Annotated in this window: 13 protein-coding genes; 11 read left to right on the top strand and 2 right to left on the bottom strand. The window is 70.8% G+C overall.

Annotation, left to right across the window (positions count from 1 at the left end):
* Window positions 1-125: 125 nt before the first annotated feature.
* From ACFVH2_RS10785 to ACFVH2_RS10745, 9 genes are all read left to right on the top strand, one after another.
* Window positions 126-551 (top strand): HIT family protein, encoded by a 426-nt coding sequence (locus tag ACFVH2_RS10785; RefSeq protein ID WP_378425612.1) that lies wholly within the window; start codon window positions 126-128, stop codon window positions 549-551.
* Window positions 552-883: 332 nt separating this feature from the next.
* Window positions 884-1,993, top strand: a complete 1,110-nt coding sequence (locus ACFVH2_RS10780; RefSeq protein WP_378425722.1) for a 12-oxophytodienoate reductase — start codon at window positions 884-886, stop codon at window positions 1,991-1,993.
* 207 nt (window positions 1,994-2,200) lie between these two features.
* Window positions 2,201-3,154 (top strand): STM4015 family protein, encoded by a 954-nt coding sequence (locus tag ACFVH2_RS10775; protein ID WP_378425614.1) that lies wholly within the window; start codon window positions 2,201-2,203, stop codon window positions 3,152-3,154.
* Window positions 3,151-4,245 (top strand): STM4014 family protein, encoded by a 1,095-nt coding sequence (locus ACFVH2_RS10770; RefSeq protein ID WP_378425616.1) that lies wholly within the window; start codon window positions 3,151-3,153, stop codon window positions 4,243-4,245. The genes ACFVH2_RS10775 and ACFVH2_RS10770 overlap by 4 nt, the downstream gene beginning before the upstream one ends.
* Complete coding sequence (locus ACFVH2_RS10765; RefSeq protein WP_378425618.1) at window positions 4,232-5,077, top strand: STM4013/SEN3800 family hydrolase; 846 nt, start codon at window positions 4,232-4,234, stop codon at window positions 5,075-5,077. Before ACFVH2_RS10770 ends, ACFVH2_RS10765 begins: the two co-directional genes overlap by 14 nt.
* Window positions 5,074-6,438 carry an STM4012 family radical SAM protein gene (locus ACFVH2_RS10760; protein WP_378425620.1) on the top strand — a complete coding sequence of 455 codons (1,365 nt, stop codon included), beginning with the start codon at window positions 5,074-5,076 and terminating at the stop codon, window positions 6,436-6,438. Before ACFVH2_RS10765 ends, ACFVH2_RS10760 begins: the two co-directional genes overlap by 4 nt.
* A 2-nt stretch (window positions 6,439-6,440) precedes the next feature.
* Window positions 6,441-7,307, top strand: a complete 867-nt coding sequence (locus ACFVH2_RS10755) for an STM4011 family radical SAM protein (protein WP_378425622.1) — start codon at window positions 6,441-6,443, stop codon at window positions 7,305-7,307.
* Between the two features lie 91 nt (window positions 7,308-7,398).
* Entirely contained in the window at window positions 7,399-8,010 is a 612-nt protein-coding gene (locus tag ACFVH2_RS10750; RefSeq protein WP_378425624.1) for a TetR/AcrR family transcriptional regulator, read from the top strand.
* Window positions 8,007-9,644, top strand: a complete 1,638-nt coding sequence (locus tag ACFVH2_RS10745) for an acyl-CoA dehydrogenase family protein (protein WP_378425626.1) — start codon at window positions 8,007-8,009, stop codon at window positions 9,642-9,644. Before ACFVH2_RS10750 ends, ACFVH2_RS10745 begins: the two co-directional genes overlap by 4 nt.
* 25 nt (window positions 9,645-9,669) lie before the next feature.
* Here ACFVH2_RS10745 and ACFVH2_RS10740 read toward each other — a convergent pair whose 3' ends face one another.
* Entirely contained in the window at window positions 9,670-11,064 is a 1,395-nt protein-coding gene (locus ACFVH2_RS10740; RefSeq protein WP_378425724.1) for a sensor histidine kinase, read from the bottom strand.
* 23 nt (window positions 11,065-11,087) lie between these two features.
* Window positions 11,088-11,792, bottom strand: coding sequence for a response regulator transcription factor (locus tag ACFVH2_RS10735; protein WP_378425628.1), 705 nt, complete (start codon window positions 11,790-11,792; stop codon window positions 11,088-11,090).
* 405 nt (window positions 11,793-12,197) lie between these two features.
* On the opposite strand from ACFVH2_RS10735, the gene ACFVH2_RS10730 reads away from it, so the two are divergent.
* Together ACFVH2_RS10730 and ACFVH2_RS10725 are read left to right on the top strand one after the other, a co-directional pair.
* Window positions 12,198-13,643, top strand: coding sequence for a cytochrome P450 (locus ACFVH2_RS10730; protein WP_378425630.1), 1,446 nt, complete (start codon window positions 12,198-12,200; stop codon window positions 13,641-13,643).
* Window positions 13,644-13,659: 16 nt separating this feature from the next.
* The gene (locus tag ACFVH2_RS10725; RefSeq protein WP_378425632.1) at window positions 13,660-14,652 is read left to right on the top strand and encodes a GAF domain-containing protein; all 993 of its coding nucleotides are present in this window, start codon (window positions 13,660-13,662) and stop codon (window positions 14,650-14,652) included.
* The last annotated feature ends 26 nt before the right edge of the window (window positions 14,653-14,678 follow it).

The raw sequence follows: 14,678 nt of genomic DNA, 5'->3' as shown, positions 1-14,678 counted from the left end.
GGCCTCCCGGGGGCGCTTGGGGGCGCGCGCCGCCCCCCTCGGGGCGCGCCCCGCGCTGGGGGGCGGCCGGGCGCCCCCGCCCCCCCCCCCCCCCACCACTGCGGCGAAGCCGCATACTGGCTGCCATGGCATCCGTGTTCAGCATGATCATCGCCGGCGAACTGCCGGGCCGGTTCGTCTGGGAGGACGAGGACGTCGTCGCCTTCCTGACCATCAATCCGATCACCCAGGGCCACACCCTGGTGGTCCCGCGCGCCGAGATCGACCAGTGGCAGGACCTCGACGGCGAGGTGTTCGCCAAGTGCACCCGGGTCGCGCAGATCCTCGGCAAGGCGGTCCGGCAGGGATTCGACGCGCCCCGCGCCGGCCTGCTCATCGCAGGTCTGGAGGTGCCGCACCTGCACCTGCACGTGTTCCCGGCCTACAGCCTCGGCGACTTCAACATCTCCGGCGCCGACCCGAACCCGTCGCCGGAGTCCCTCGACGAGGCCCAGGCCACCATCAAGGCCGCCCTGCGCGAGCTGGGGCACGGCGCCAACGTCCCCGCCTGACCCGAGTCCACTCCGCGAGCGACCGGAAGAGCTCGCTCGAAGCACACGAACCCCGCGCCCGTTCAGGGTGCGGGGTTCGCTCGTTCGATTCGAGGTCCCGGTAACCGGGAATCGACTCGCCCGCGAGACGTACACACGCTTGATTGGCAGGGGCGGACCGCCGAGACCGGCGGCCTCGGCCACCCGCGCGCCGCGCTCACACCCGACGACCAGGAGGAACAGTGACCCCACCGGGCCCGAATTCCGTCGAACCCGCCGCCGGCCTTGCCGGCGACGCCGAAGCCGTCAAACGCGGCTTCGCGGGCACCGCCGAATCCCCGCTCCACCGACCGATCCGCATTCGCGGGCTCGACCTGCCGAACCGAATCGTCATGTCGCCCATGACCCGGACGTTCTCCCCCGGCGGCGTGCCGACCGAGGACGTCGCGGGGTACTACCGGCGCCGGGCCGAGGGCGGCACCGGCCTGATCGTCACCGAGGGCGTCGGCATCGATCACCCCGGCGCGATCGACCACCCGGACGTGCCGAACCTGCACACCCCGGCGGCCCGGGCCGGCTGGCGCGCCGTGGTGGATTCGGTGCACGAGGCCGGCGGCCGAATCATCCCGCAGCTCTGGCACGTCGGACCGCTGTTCGGTGCGATGCGCGAGGTCCCGGAGACCACCCCGATGCGCCCGTCCGGCCTCTGGGGCGAGCCCGGCGTGACGTCCTACTCGCAGGAGTACGTGCACCGGGCGGTGCCGCCGACCCGCGCGATGACCGAATCGGACATCGCCGACGTCGTCGCCGCCTTCGCCGACGCCGCCCGGACGTCCGTCGACCTCGGCTTCGACGGCATCGCGATCCACGGCGGCCACGGCTACCTGCTCGATTCGTTCCTGTGGGCCTCCACCAACCGTCGCGACGACGCCTGGGGCGGAGACCTGCAGCGCCGCACCGCGTTCCCCGTCGCCGTCGTGCGCGCCATCCGCGCGGCGATCGGCGACGACCTGCCCATCGTGTACCGCTTCTCGCAACACAAGCAGCAGGACTTCACCGCTAGGCTCGCGGACAACCCCGAGGACCTCGGCACCATCCTGTCCGCGCTCGTCGACGCGGGCGTCGACGTCCTCGACGCGAGCTCTCGCCGGTTCGACGCCCCCGCGTTCGAGGGCAGCGATCTCTCGCTGGCCGGCTGGGCCAAGAAGACGACCGGCGCGATCGCCATGGGCGTCGGCTGCGTCGGGCTCGGCAAGTCACTGCGCGACGGCAGGCTCGCCGGCGGCACCGTGGAGAGCGTCGACAACATCGACGAGCTCGAACGGCGTATCGACACGGGCGAATTCGACCTGGCCGCGATCGGGCGTCTGCACCTGGCCGATCCGCGGATCGCCGAGACGCTGCGCGACGGCAGGCCACTGCCGACCTTCGACCGCGTCGCGCACGAATCGATCCTGACCTAGGGAGGTGGGCGGAACACCCGCGCTCCGGTTCGTCGATCGGCCACCCCGGTGTCCCACCAGTTGTCGATCGGTCGGCTCCGCAGGTTCGCGCGCCACGAGAGTTGGAGCCCGCCGTCGTGTCGGACCGGCGGGTTAACCTCAACCGGACCAACGGCAGAAGCCGGGCAAAATGCCCATCGAACCGACCGAGACCAGGAGCGCCCCCCGGTGATCAGCGAGTTGCAGAACGAGTTTCACGGTCTTCCCGTCGTGGAGTTCCCGATCGACCCCGACACCGACCCGGGCGCGCCGCCGCAAGGCCCGGTCGCCTGGCGTGTCTCGGTTCCCTCGTACGACGCCGAGATCGGGTGGCCGGAGGCATTCGAGAAGTTCCGTGCCGCGGTGGATCCGTCGACTGTGCAGGCGATCGTCGTCGGCAGCTGGGCCGATCCGTACGAGGAGAGTTCCACCGAGGTGGTGGAGGCTATCGCCGCGGCCGCAGGCGAACTTCCCGCATTGCGGGCCCTGTTCCTCGGGGACATGACCGGCGAGGACTGCGAGATCTCGTGGATCGTGCAGTCGGACGTCACGGCCCTGCTGACGGCCTTTCCGCTGCTGGAGCACCTGGCAGTGCGCGGCGGTAACCAACTGGAGCTGACCCCGATTCAGCACGGGAACCTGCGCCGCCTGGCGTTCGAGGCGGGTGGCCTGCCCGCCGACGTGGTCCGAGCCGTCGCCGCGTCGGATCTGCCGGCCCTCACCGATCTGGAATTGTGGTTGGGCACAGAGGAATACGGCGCTGATTCGACTGTCGAGGACCTCGCCCCGATCCTCGCCGGAGAGAAGCTTCCCCGACTGACACGCCTCGCGCTCTCGAACAGCGAGGACCAGGACGAGATCGCCGCCGCCGTCGCGACAGCGGCGATCGTTCCGCAGCTGCGCGCCCTGGATCTGTCCAAGGGCGTGCTGCTCGACACGGGCGCCGAGGCGCTGCTCGCAGGGCAGTCGCTCAGCCACCTCGAGTCGCTCGACTTGCACCACAACTACCTCAGCGAGGGCATGCGGGAGCGTCTCCGGGCGGTACTCGAACCGTCCGGAGTGCGTCTGGATCTCGACGCCGGGAACGCCGACGAAGACGAGTACGACGGAACGATCTACCGGTCGGTCGCGGTCAGCGAATGACCCGCCCTCGACTGGCGGTCGTGGGCAATCCGGAGAACCGTCGCGTGACGATGCTGCTGGACGCCGCGGCCCGCACCGGCATGCCCACCCCGCGGGTGGTGTCCTGGCGCGAGGTGCTCACCGATGGCGGAGCCCGGTTCGACACCGACGAGTGGGTGCGCCTCGACTCGCCCGGCGAGGATCCCGAAGTCGACGCGCTGCTGCGCGGGGCCGGGGACCCGACCCGGATCGCCGACGGCCCGCGGTGGTACGCGTCGCTGCTCGCCGCGGTCGGCACGCTGCGCGGCGGGCGCCGGCTCACCGATCCGAATGATCTGGCCGTGCTGTTCGACAAGCGGCGGTGTCACGCGATCCTCGTTGGTAATGCTGTGCCGGTACCGATCTCGCCCACGTCGGGCGGCGACGCACCGGTGCCGAGGAACTGGCCGGAGGTGCGCGAGTTGGCCGCGGCTGCCGGGTTGCGGCGGTTCTTCGTCAAACCCGCACACGGTTCGTCCGCTGCCGGTGTCGTCGCCATCGAGATGGCATCCGGGGGCCGGGTCCAGTCGCGCAGCAGCGTCGAGATCGCGGCGGACGGGATCCACAACTCACTGCGCGTGCGCCGACGGACGGGCGAGGCCGCGGTGGGCGCCCTGATCGACGCGCTGGCCGGCGAATGCCTGCACATCGAGGCCTGGTTGCCGAAGCCGTCGCGGCAGGGGCGCGCCGCCGACCTACGGGTCGTGGTGGTCGCCGGGCAGGCGACCCACGCGGTGCTGCGTACCAGCGCCCACCCCATGACCAACCTGCACCTGGGCGGACAACGCGGCGACCTGGCGACCGCGCGGGCGGGTTTCGACGCCGCGGGATACGGCTGGGACAACGCGCTCGCCGTCGCGGAACGGGCTGCCGCCTGCTTCCCGCGCACCCTGTGTGTCGGGGTGGATCTGCTGCCCGCCGCGAACTGGCGCGGCGCCGCGGTCGGTGAGGTGAACGCGTTCGGCGACCTGCTCCCCGGTCTGAGCGGGCTCCCCGGCCGCGCCGACGGACTCGACACCTACGCGGCGCAACTGGCCGCGATCGCAGGATGGGCCGACGATGCCGCAGCCTGACCCGGCCGGCGCCGCACCGCCGGACATGAACACCGTCGTCGGCTCCGACGACATCCTGCTGATCACGCTCGACACCCTGCGCTACGACGTGGCCTGCGAACTCGCCGCCGCCGGCCGGATCCCGAACCTCGTGAGGCACCTGCCCGGAGGCCGGTGGGAGGAACGCCATGCCCCCGGCAGCTTCACCTACGCCTCGCACCAGGCGATGTTCGCCGGGTTCCTGCCGACCCCGGTCGGACAGGGGCCGCACCCACGACTGTTCGCGGCCGAGTTCGGCGGCAGCGAGTCGACCGCGAACGGGACGTTCGTGTTCGCCGAGTCGAATCTCGTTACGGGCCTTGCCTCCGTCGGATACCACACGGTGTGCATCGGCGGCGTCGGCTTCTTCAACGGTCGGGGCGCGCTGGGCTCGGTGCTGCCCGATCTGTTCGACGAGGCGCACTGGTCACCCGAGCTCGGGGTGACGTCGCCGACGTCGTTCGAGGCGCAGGTGGACCTCGCGGCACGGGTGGTGGACCGACTCCCCGCCGGGCGCCGACTGTTCCTGTTCGTCAACGTCTCGGCCCTGCACCAGCCGAACTGGTTCTTCGCCGACGGGGCCAGCGCGGACGCCGGGGACACCCGGGCGACGCACGCGGCCGCGCTGGAGTACGTCGATCGGCACATCGGGCGACTGTTCGCCGCCGTGTCGGGCCGGCGCCGGTGTTTCGCGATCGTGTGCTCCGACCACGGCACCACGTACGGCGAGGACGGCTACACCGGGCACCGGCTGGGCCACCCCCTGGTGTGGACGGTGCCCTACGCCCACTTCTTCCTCGAGGGACCGAGATGACCACCGCTGACCTGCCCCTGCCCGTACCGCCGCACACCGCGGCCGCGGATTACCTTCCGCCGTACCAGAACTACGTGTACGCGTACCCGCACAAGACCGCCTACCGGCCGCTGGACCCGCGTCCGACCCTGACCGAACTGTGGGCCGACGAACCGCAGGACGCGCTGTCGCTGTACCTGCACGTGCCGTTCTGCGAGGTGCGCTGCGGCTTCTGCAATCTGTTCACCCGGGTCGGGGCACCGGACGAGCTCGCCACCCGGTACCTCGACGCCCTCGAGCGGCAGTCCGAGGCGGTGCGCGAGGCGCTGGCTCCGTCGGCCCTGTTCGCGACGGCGGCGTTCGGCGGCGGCACCCCCACCTACCTGACGGCGTCGGAACTGGACCGGCTGTGCGACATCGCCGAGCGCATGGGCGCCGACCTGCGGGCGATCCCCCTGTCGGTGGAGGCGTCCCCGGCGACCGCCACCGCCGACCGGCTCGCGGTCCTGGCCCAGCGCGGAATCACCCGGCTCAGCCTCGGCGTGCAGAGCTTCGACGACACCGAGGCGCGGGCGGCGGTCCGGCCGCAACGGCGTGCCGACGTCGAGGCGGCCCTGCAACGCATCCGGGACGCCGCGATCGAGGTGCTCAACATCGATCTGATCTACGGGATCGACGGCCAGACACCGGAATCCTGGGCCGCCTCCCTCGACGCCGCGCTGGCCTGGCATCCCGAGGAGCTGTACCTGTACCCGCTGTACGTGCGCCCGCTGACCGGTCTGGCCCGGCGCGGCGCCGGACCCGATCCGGACTGGGACGCACACCGGCTCGACCTCTACCGCCGCGGACGCGACCACCTGATCGCGGCGGGCTACGTGCAGGAGTCGATGCGCATGTTCCGCCGCGCCGACGCCCCCGACCTCGGTCCGGACGACTATGCCTGCCAGACCGACGGCATGATCGGACTCGGTTGCGGCGCAAGGTCGTACACCCGGGGACTGCACTACTCCTTCGACTACGCGGTCGACGCACGGGAGGTGCGCGCCATCATCGACGACTACGTGGCGGACACCGTCGACGACTTCCGTCGTGCCGTGGTGGGCCACGCGATGACCGAGGACGAGTCCCGTCGCCGGCACCTGCTGCAGTCCGTGCTGCAGGCCGCGGGAATGCCGTTGGCGGACTACCGGTCCCGATTCGGAGCCGATCCGCACGAACACTTCGGCGCCGAGCTGGACCGGTGGACCGGGCGCGGATGGCTGCTGCACGAGGGCGGCCGACTGCGGCTGACCGCACTGGGCATGGCGTACTCCGACGCCCTCGGACCGGAGCTCTTCTCCCCGCAGGTGCGCAACGCGATGGCCGAGTACGAGGGCCGCTGACCGTGCTGTCCATTCTGTACCGAGGCCCGCTGGCGTCCTGCGACTACGACTGCCCGTACTGCCCGTTCGCCAAGCGCCGGGACACCCCCGAGCAGTTGCGGGCAGACCGGGCCGCGCTGGAACGCTTCTGCGTGTGGGCGGCGGGCCAGGATCAGGAGCTGTCGATCCTGTTCACCCCGTGGGGCGAGGGCCTGGTGCGGTCCTGGTACCGGCGGGCCCTGGTGAACCTGTCCCGGCTGGCTCATGTGCGCCGGGTGGCGATCCAGACCAATCTCAGCTGCCGCACCGGCTGGCTCACCGACACCGACCGCGACGCTGTTGCCCTGTGGTGCACGTACCACCCCGGGCAGACGCCGCACGACCGGTTCCTCACCAAGACCACCGAGCTGACCGCACTCGGCGTGCGGTTCAGCGTGGGCGTCGTCGGGCTGCCGGAGCACCTGGAGGCCGCCCGGCGGCTGCGCGCCGAGCTGCCCGATCCGGTGTACCTGTGGGTCAACGCCGCGGAGGGGCACCTGTACACCGACGCCGACGCGGCCGACTGGAGTCGCATCGACCCGCTCTTCGAGTTCAGCCGGCATCCGCACCGGACGCGGGGTCGCGCGTGCCGTACCGGGGACACGGTGGTGTCCGTCGACGGTGACGGCACCGTCCGGCGCTGCCATCTCGTCCCCGAGGAACTGGGCAACCTGTACGACGGCTCCTTCCGAAAGGCGTTGCGGCCGCGCCCCTGTCCGGTGGAACTGTGTGACTGCCACATCGGCTACGTGCACGCCGAGCAGCTTCCGCTGTACGACGTCTTCACCGGCGGTGTGCTGGAACGGATCCCTGCGGAGCCGGTGTGGCTGCCGTCCCCCGAGCGGCGCTAGCGAGGCGGAGTCCCGCACGCAGCGCCGACCGAGCCCGACGGGGACTGTCAACCGTTGACCCAAGAACGGAATCGGTGTTCACTCCTTGGTCATGGCGTACCGACGCACCCCGGCCGTCCAGGAACGGCTGAACTCCATGCGAACCAGGCTCATCGATTCCGCGATCGGGCTGGTCGCTCAGCACGGGTACGGCGGGTGCTCGATATCGGCGGTCGCGGCCGACGCGGGCGTGGGCACCGGCACGGTCTATCGGCACTTCTCGAACAAGGGCGAGCTGTTCGCCGAGGTCTTCCGGATCGTGTGCAGCCGCGAGGTGGCCGCGGCGGCGAACGCCGCAAACGCGACTCGCGCCGACGGCGGCCCCTGCATCACCGCGGTCTCGGCCTCCGTGCAGACTTTCGCCGACCGGGCACTGCGCGCCCCGACCCTCGCCTACGCGTTGCTGATCGAACCCGTCGACCCGCAGGTCGACACCGAGCGCCTCCTGTTCCGCGAGTCATTCCGCGATTCACTCGCCGTCGCGATCGCCGAGGCCGCGGACGCCGGGGAGATACCCGCTCAGGACGCCACGGTCACCGCCGCCTGCATCGTCGGCGCGATCGGCGAGGCCCTGATCCTGCCGCTGGCCCGCGGCCACGCCGACGACACCGTCGTTCCCACCCTTCTGACCTTCACACTTCGATCGCTAGGGAGCCCGACATGAGTGCCACCCACGAGGTCTTCAACCAGGTACCCCCGCTGGTCGACCACGACGCGGCCGACTATCCGCCGATCCTCGAGGCGCTGCAGCGCGCGGGCGCGCACGCCGAGCTCGACGAGCTGCACCGCGTCGGACAACTCGCGGGCAGCGAGGAGGCCCAGCACTGGGGCGACCTCGCCGAGGCGCATCCGCCGGTCCTGCGCACGCACGACCGCTACGGGAATCGCATCGACGAAGTCGAGTACGACCCCGCCTACCACCAGCTGATGACCACCGCCGTCGAGATGGGACTGCACGGTGCGCCCTGGGCGGACCCGAACCCGAACGCCCACCTGGTCCGGGCGGCGAAGATGGCGGTGTGGGGCCAGGTCGACGCCGGCCACGGCTGCCCGATCTCGATGACCTATGCCGTCGTGCCCGCCCTGCGGCACAACGCGGAACTCGCCGCGCAGTACGAGCCGCTGCTCACCGCGCGCGCCTACGATCCGAAACTCGTACCGCCGCTGACCAAGCCAGGCCTGATCGCCGGCATGTCCATGACCGAGAAGCAGGGCGGCTCCGACGTCCGCGCCGGCACCACCCGGGCGGTCCCGCGGGCCGACGGCAGCTACCTCCTGACCGGGCACAAGTGGTTCACCTCCGCGCCGATGTCGGACGTGTTCCTGGTCCTCGCCCAGGCTCCCGATGGACTCTCCTGCTTCCTCCTCCCCCGAGTCCTGCCGGACGGCACCCGCAATCGAATGCACCTGCAGCGGCTCAAGGACAAGCTCGGTAACCACTCGAACGCGAGCAGCGAGGTCGAGTACGACGAGGCCGTCGCCTGGCTCGTCGGTGAGGAGGGGCGCGGCGTGCCGACCATCATCGAGATGGTCAACATGACCCGACTCGACTGCACCATCGGCACCGCCACCGGGATGCGGGTGGGTACGGCGCAGGCCACACACCATGCCACCCACCGCAGCGCGTTCGGCGCCCACCTGGTCGACCAGCCGCTGATGCGGAACGTCCTCGCGGACCTCGCCGTCGAGTCCGAGGCCACGACCACGGTCGCCATGTGGCTGGCCGCGCTGACCGACCGCGCCACGGCAGGCGACGAGCGCTCGATCGCTCTGCGCCGGATCTCCCTCGCGGTCAGCAAGTACTTCGTCTGTAAGCGCGGGCCGATCCACGCGGCGGAGGCACTGGAATGCCTGGGCGGCAACGGATACGTCGAGGACTCGCGGATGCCACGGCTCTACCGGGAGGCGCCGCTGCTGTCGGTGTGGGAGGGCTCCGGCAACGTCGCCGCCCTCGACACCCTGCGGGCGATCACGAAACAGCCCGAGACACTGCAGGTCTTCTTCGACGAACTCGACGCCGCGGCGGGCGCCGACGCTCGCGTGGACGCCGCGGTGGCCCGACTGAAGGCGAGTTTCGGCGACCTCGCGACCGCCGTGCACCGGGCCCGCCGGATCGTCGGCGACATGGCGCTCGCGCTGCAGGGATCGCTGCTGGTCCGGTACGGCCACCCCGCGGTGGCCGACGCGTTCTGCGTCAGCCGACTCTCGGGCGACTGGGGCAGTGTCTTCGGGACCCTCCCGACCGGCGTGGACACCGCGGCGATCATCGCTCGCGCGGCGCCGAAAGTCGGATCGTGAGCGATGATCGCCAGCTCGACGATGGTCAGTCCGGATCGATCCTCGGCAACCGCACCCGGAACACCGTGCCTGCGCTCGGTTCGGACGTGACCGTCACGACGCCGTCGTGTGCGGCGACCAGCGCCGTCACGATGGAGAGCCCCAACCCGGTGCCGCCGGATTCGCGGGTCCGGGAGGAGTCCCCGCGATAGAACCGTTCGAAGACCCGCTCGCGCTCCGCAGGCCCGAGCCCGGGCCCGGTGTCGGCGACCTCGAGCAGGGCGTCGGCGCCGACCGTGCCGACTCGCACGGTGACCGCCGCGTCCGCCGGGGTGTGCCCGAGGGCGTTGCCCACCAGGTTCGTCAGCACCTGCCGCAGCCGCGCGTCGTCCCCGAGCACCTCGGGGAAGCCCGGACCGTCGACCACCTCGAGGCTGATGTCCCGGTCCGGCGCGACGGCCCGCGCGTCGTGCACCGTGTCGGAGGCCACCGCGAGCAGGTCCACCGGCTTGCGCTCGAGCGGGCGTTGGGCGTCGAGCCGGGCCAGCATCAACAGGTCCTCGACGAGCAGTCCCATCCGGGACGCCTCGCCCTCGATCCGCGACATCACCAGTTCGGTGTCGGACATCGCGCCCTGCCGGTACAGCTCGGCGAAACCACGAATCGTCGTCAACGGCGTGCGCAGCTCGTGGCTCGCGTCCGCGACGAAACGGCGCATCTTCTCCTCGGACCGGCGGGCCGACTCCTCGGACGCCTCGGTCGCGGCGAACGCGGTCTGGATCTGCGCGAGCATGCCGTTCAGCGCGACCGTCAGCCTGCCGACCTCGGTTCGGTCCTCGCGCACCGGGATTCGCTGGTGCAGCCTGCCCTCGGCGATCGCGGCCGCGGTCTTCTCGACCTCCGCGAGCGGCCGCAGGCTGCGCCGCACCACGAAGTATCCGGCCACGCCGAGCGCGACGAGCACGGCCACCCCGATGCCGACCTGCAGGCCGATCAGCCGCTCCACGGTCTGATCGATGTCCGCGAGCCGCATCGCGACGGTGACGGTCCCGTTCGGCGTGGTGACGGTCAGCGCCCGCCAGTGTTCGTTGGGGTGGCCGATCGACCCGACGGTGACCGGGTCGGGTCCGGGATTCGCGGGCAGCTCCGGCTCGACACCCGACAGGTCGTTGATCACCAGCCGGGTGGCGCCGTCGGGCGTCTCGCTGCGGACGTAGAACGGGCTCGGCGGCCGGGCCGGTCCGAGCTCGGCGTCCGGGGGCGGCGGTAACGGCCTGCCCTCGCGCGGCTTGGCCCAGCCGTGCGCGGCCTCGCGCAGGGAGGTGTCCGTGCGTGCGATGAGGGAGTTCCTCATCGCGGAGGTCACCGCGATCCCGGACGCGGCCAATCCGAGCGCGGCGAGCACGAGCAGTGCGGCCACCAGGGTGACGCGCAGCGGCATCCGGTGGAGGCGTCGCACCGTGGCTACCTCGGCTCGCGCATCACGTAGCCGACCCCGCGCAAGGTGTGGATCAACCGCCTGTCGCCGGTGTCCACCTTGCGACGCAGGTACGACACGTACGACTCGACCACCCCGACCTCGCCGCCGAAGTCGTAGTGCCACACGTGGTCGAGGATCCGCGGCTTGCTCAGCACCACACCGGCGTTGACCATGAAGTACCGCAGCAGGGTGAACTCCGTCGGCGAGAGCGAGACCGGCTCCCCGTCCTTCCACACCTCGTGGGTGTCGTCGTCGAGTTCGAGGTCCGCGAATCGGATCCGGGACGGCTCGGCGGCATCCGGATCCCGCGAGACGCGGCGCAGGATCACCCGCAGCCGCGCGACGACCTCCTCGAGGCTGAACGGCTTGGTGACATAGTCGTCGGCGCCGAGGGTGAGCCCGGTGACCTTGTCCTCGACCGCGTCCTTCGCGGTCAGGAACAGCACCGGTGCGTCGACGCCGTCCGCGCGAAGACGACGAAGCAGCCCGAAGCCGTCCATGCCCGGCATCATCACGTCGAGGATCATCGCGTCCGGCCGGAAGGCACGGGCCTTGTCCAGGCCCTCGGGTCCGTTGCCTGCGACCTCGACCTCGAACCCCTGGAATCGCAGGCTCACGGACAGCAGTTCGACGATGTTGGGTTCGTCGTCGACGATCAGGACTCTGGCCTCGGTTCGAGTGGCACTCACGTCCTCATCATCACCGCGAGTGCTGGACTCCGCCTGATGGTTCGCTGGGAGCTTCCTGTGAGTCGGTATCGGACCCGTACGATAGGCTCTACGTGCGCTCCCTGGCGGGAGTTCCCCGGTTCCTGTCGTGTCGGATCCGGACGTAGCACTCACGGTGTCGCCCACCTGTTGGTCTTCGGGCGCACCGACCTCGACGGTCACCGCGCCGGGCGCCCACCATCGGCGTCCGATTCGTCCCGTCCTCCGACTCGATCCGGGATCGGGTGCTCCCGCATCCACGAGGGGTCCGGATCGCGAGGCGTCCGCCGGGCGGTCCTGCCAGGGATTCGCCCGGCGGACGAACCACCCGTGATCACCTGCCGCCATCGGCGATCGGCGAATCCGGGAATGCGGCAGACTCTGGGTGTGACCTCCGACAAGTGCCCGCACGCCGCCGCCGAGCCGTCCCCCGTGCCCGGACCGGTGCCTGCGACACCCGCCGGACCGAGCGTCGCCATCCCGACGCCACGCCACCGCCTGCCCGTGCTGGGCGATCTGTTGAGCGTCGACCCGGCCAAGCCGGTGCAGAAGGAAATGCGGATGGCCGCCGAACTGGGCCCGATCTTCGAGCGCAAGATCGTCAATCAGCGCCTCGTCGTCGTCTCCGGGGTCGACCTGGTCTCGGAGGTCAACGACGAGTCCACGTGGGCGAAGTCCCTCGGCCAGCCGATCCGAAAGCTCCGCGGCATCGCCGAGGACGGACTGTTCACGGCGTTCAGCAACGAGCCGAACTGGGCGAAGGCACACAACATCCTCAATCCCGGCTTCAGTCAGGCGGCGCTGCGGGGCTATCACGGCTCGATGCTCCGGGCCCTCGACGGCCTCCGGTCCGCGTGGGACGGCGCCGCGGCGACCGGCCGCCCGGTCGATGTCGCGCGGGACATGAACCGGCTCACACTCGACGTGATCGGACTGGCCGGGTTCGGCTACGACTTCGGCTCGTTCACGAAGACCGAGGACCCGTTCGTGACCGCCATGTCGCGCGCGTTGGCACACGTCAACCGCACCTCGAACGACCTGCCGTTCGTACGAAAGCTGTTCGGCCGGAAGGCCGCCGCCCAGCACCGGGCGGACATCGCGCTGATGCGCTCGGTGGTCGACGACGTGATCGCCGAACGCAGCCGCAACCCGGGCGGTCACGACGACCTCCTCGATCTGATGCTGAGCACCGTCGATCCGGCCTGCGGAGAACCGCTCGACCCGGTCAACATCCGCAACCAGGTGATCACCTTCCTGGTTGCCGGGAACGAGACCACCGCGGGGACACTCGGATTCGCCCTCTACTACCTCACGAAGCACCCCGAGATCGCGGCGACTGCCCGCGCGGAGATCGAGATGGTGGCCTCGGACGGCGGCCCACTCTCGTTCGATCAGGTGGGGAAGCTGCGGTACCTGCGCCGGGTGGTCGACGAGACCCTGCGACTGTGGCCGGCGGCGCCGGGCTACTTCCGCAAGGTCCGGGTCGACACGGTGCTCGGCGGCCGGTACCCGATGCCGCTGGGATCATGGGTGTTCGTGCTGCTGCCGCAGCTGCATCGAGACCCCGTGTGGGGCAACGACACCGAGACGTTCGACCCGGACCGGTTCCTGCCGGAGCAGGTTCGCAAGCGTCCGCGCGACGCGTACCGGCCGTTCGGGACCGGGCCCCGCTCGTGCATCGGCCGCCAGTTCGCGCTGCACGAGGCGGTGCTGACGCTGGCGGAACTGCTGCGGCGGTACGAGTTCGAGGCCGACCCGACATATTCCCTCGACATCCAGGAGGCGGTCACCCTCAAGCCACGCGGCCTCACCCTCCGGGTCCGGTCGCGGTGATCGGGGGCTACACAGCATGAACGAATGGCACCTGGTCGAGACCTTGGCCGGGGATTCGCCGACGGTCGTCAGCACCGGAGGCACCGTACGCGCATGGACCTCCGTGGGCCGCCTGGCGCCCACCTCGGACATCCGGGTCGAGCCGCTGGTGGAGGCCGTGCGGTCCGGCCGCCGACGCGAGGTGGCGGAAGTGCGGTCCCAGAAGGGGAAACGCGGGTGGTATCGCCTCGAGGCGTTCCCCGTCCTAGGTCCGTCCGGAGACGCACACGGCGTCCAGCTGTGGATCGGCGACGCCGAGGTCGAGCCGACCGCGCCGCGGGTCGCGTCCGGAATCTCCTGGCTGCTCGAACGACTCATGATCGCGCAGACGCTCGAGGCATCGATGATGTCCGGCGTCCTCCCCGAGGATCACGTCACCGAACGGACGCCCGCCGAGTACTACGCCAAGGCGGTGAAGTTCGACGAATCGGAGTCGCTGTTCGCACTGGCGTTCAATCCGCGGCCTGGCGCGAGGTGGGACTCCGACATGAGCGTGCTGCACGCGGACGGCCGGATCATGCGGTGGCACTGCTGGGCCAAGGCCAGAACCGAGCCGGGGCAGGCCGGCCTGCGACTGCTCTGGCACGACGTCACCGACACGGTGGAGCCGCGCCGGCCCACGCTCGCCGAACTCGGCATGCAGGAGGTGATGCGCGGGGCGGGGATCTACACCGCGCTGTTCGAGACCGAACTGGGCCTGCTGACCATGTGGTTGGCGGAGCCGGCCCCCTGGGTGCACTGGCGCGGAATCGAGGGCGGTGACCGGATCATCCACCCGGAGGATCAGGGCGTGCTGGAACTCGCCCGCTCGCGGTTCGATTCCGGGTCCACCGAGCCGGTCGATGCGCAGGCTCGGCTTCGGTCGGGCGAGAACGAGTGGGCGCTGTCCAGCCTGCGGATCACCCCGTATCCGGGCGGTCTGGGCAATCGCCTTGCGATCGTGCAGATCTCGCAGGTGCCGCAGCGCTGACGCTGTGCATCTGCGACCGACGGTGA

Source organism: Rhodococcus sp. NPDC127527 (assembly GCF_042672245.1).
Taxonomy (GTDB): Bacteria; Actinomycetota; Actinomycetes; order Mycobacteriales; family Mycobacteriaceae; genus Rhodococcus_G.
Note: the sequence above shows the minus strand (reverse complement) of the source record. Positions and strands in the feature narration are given on the sequence as shown.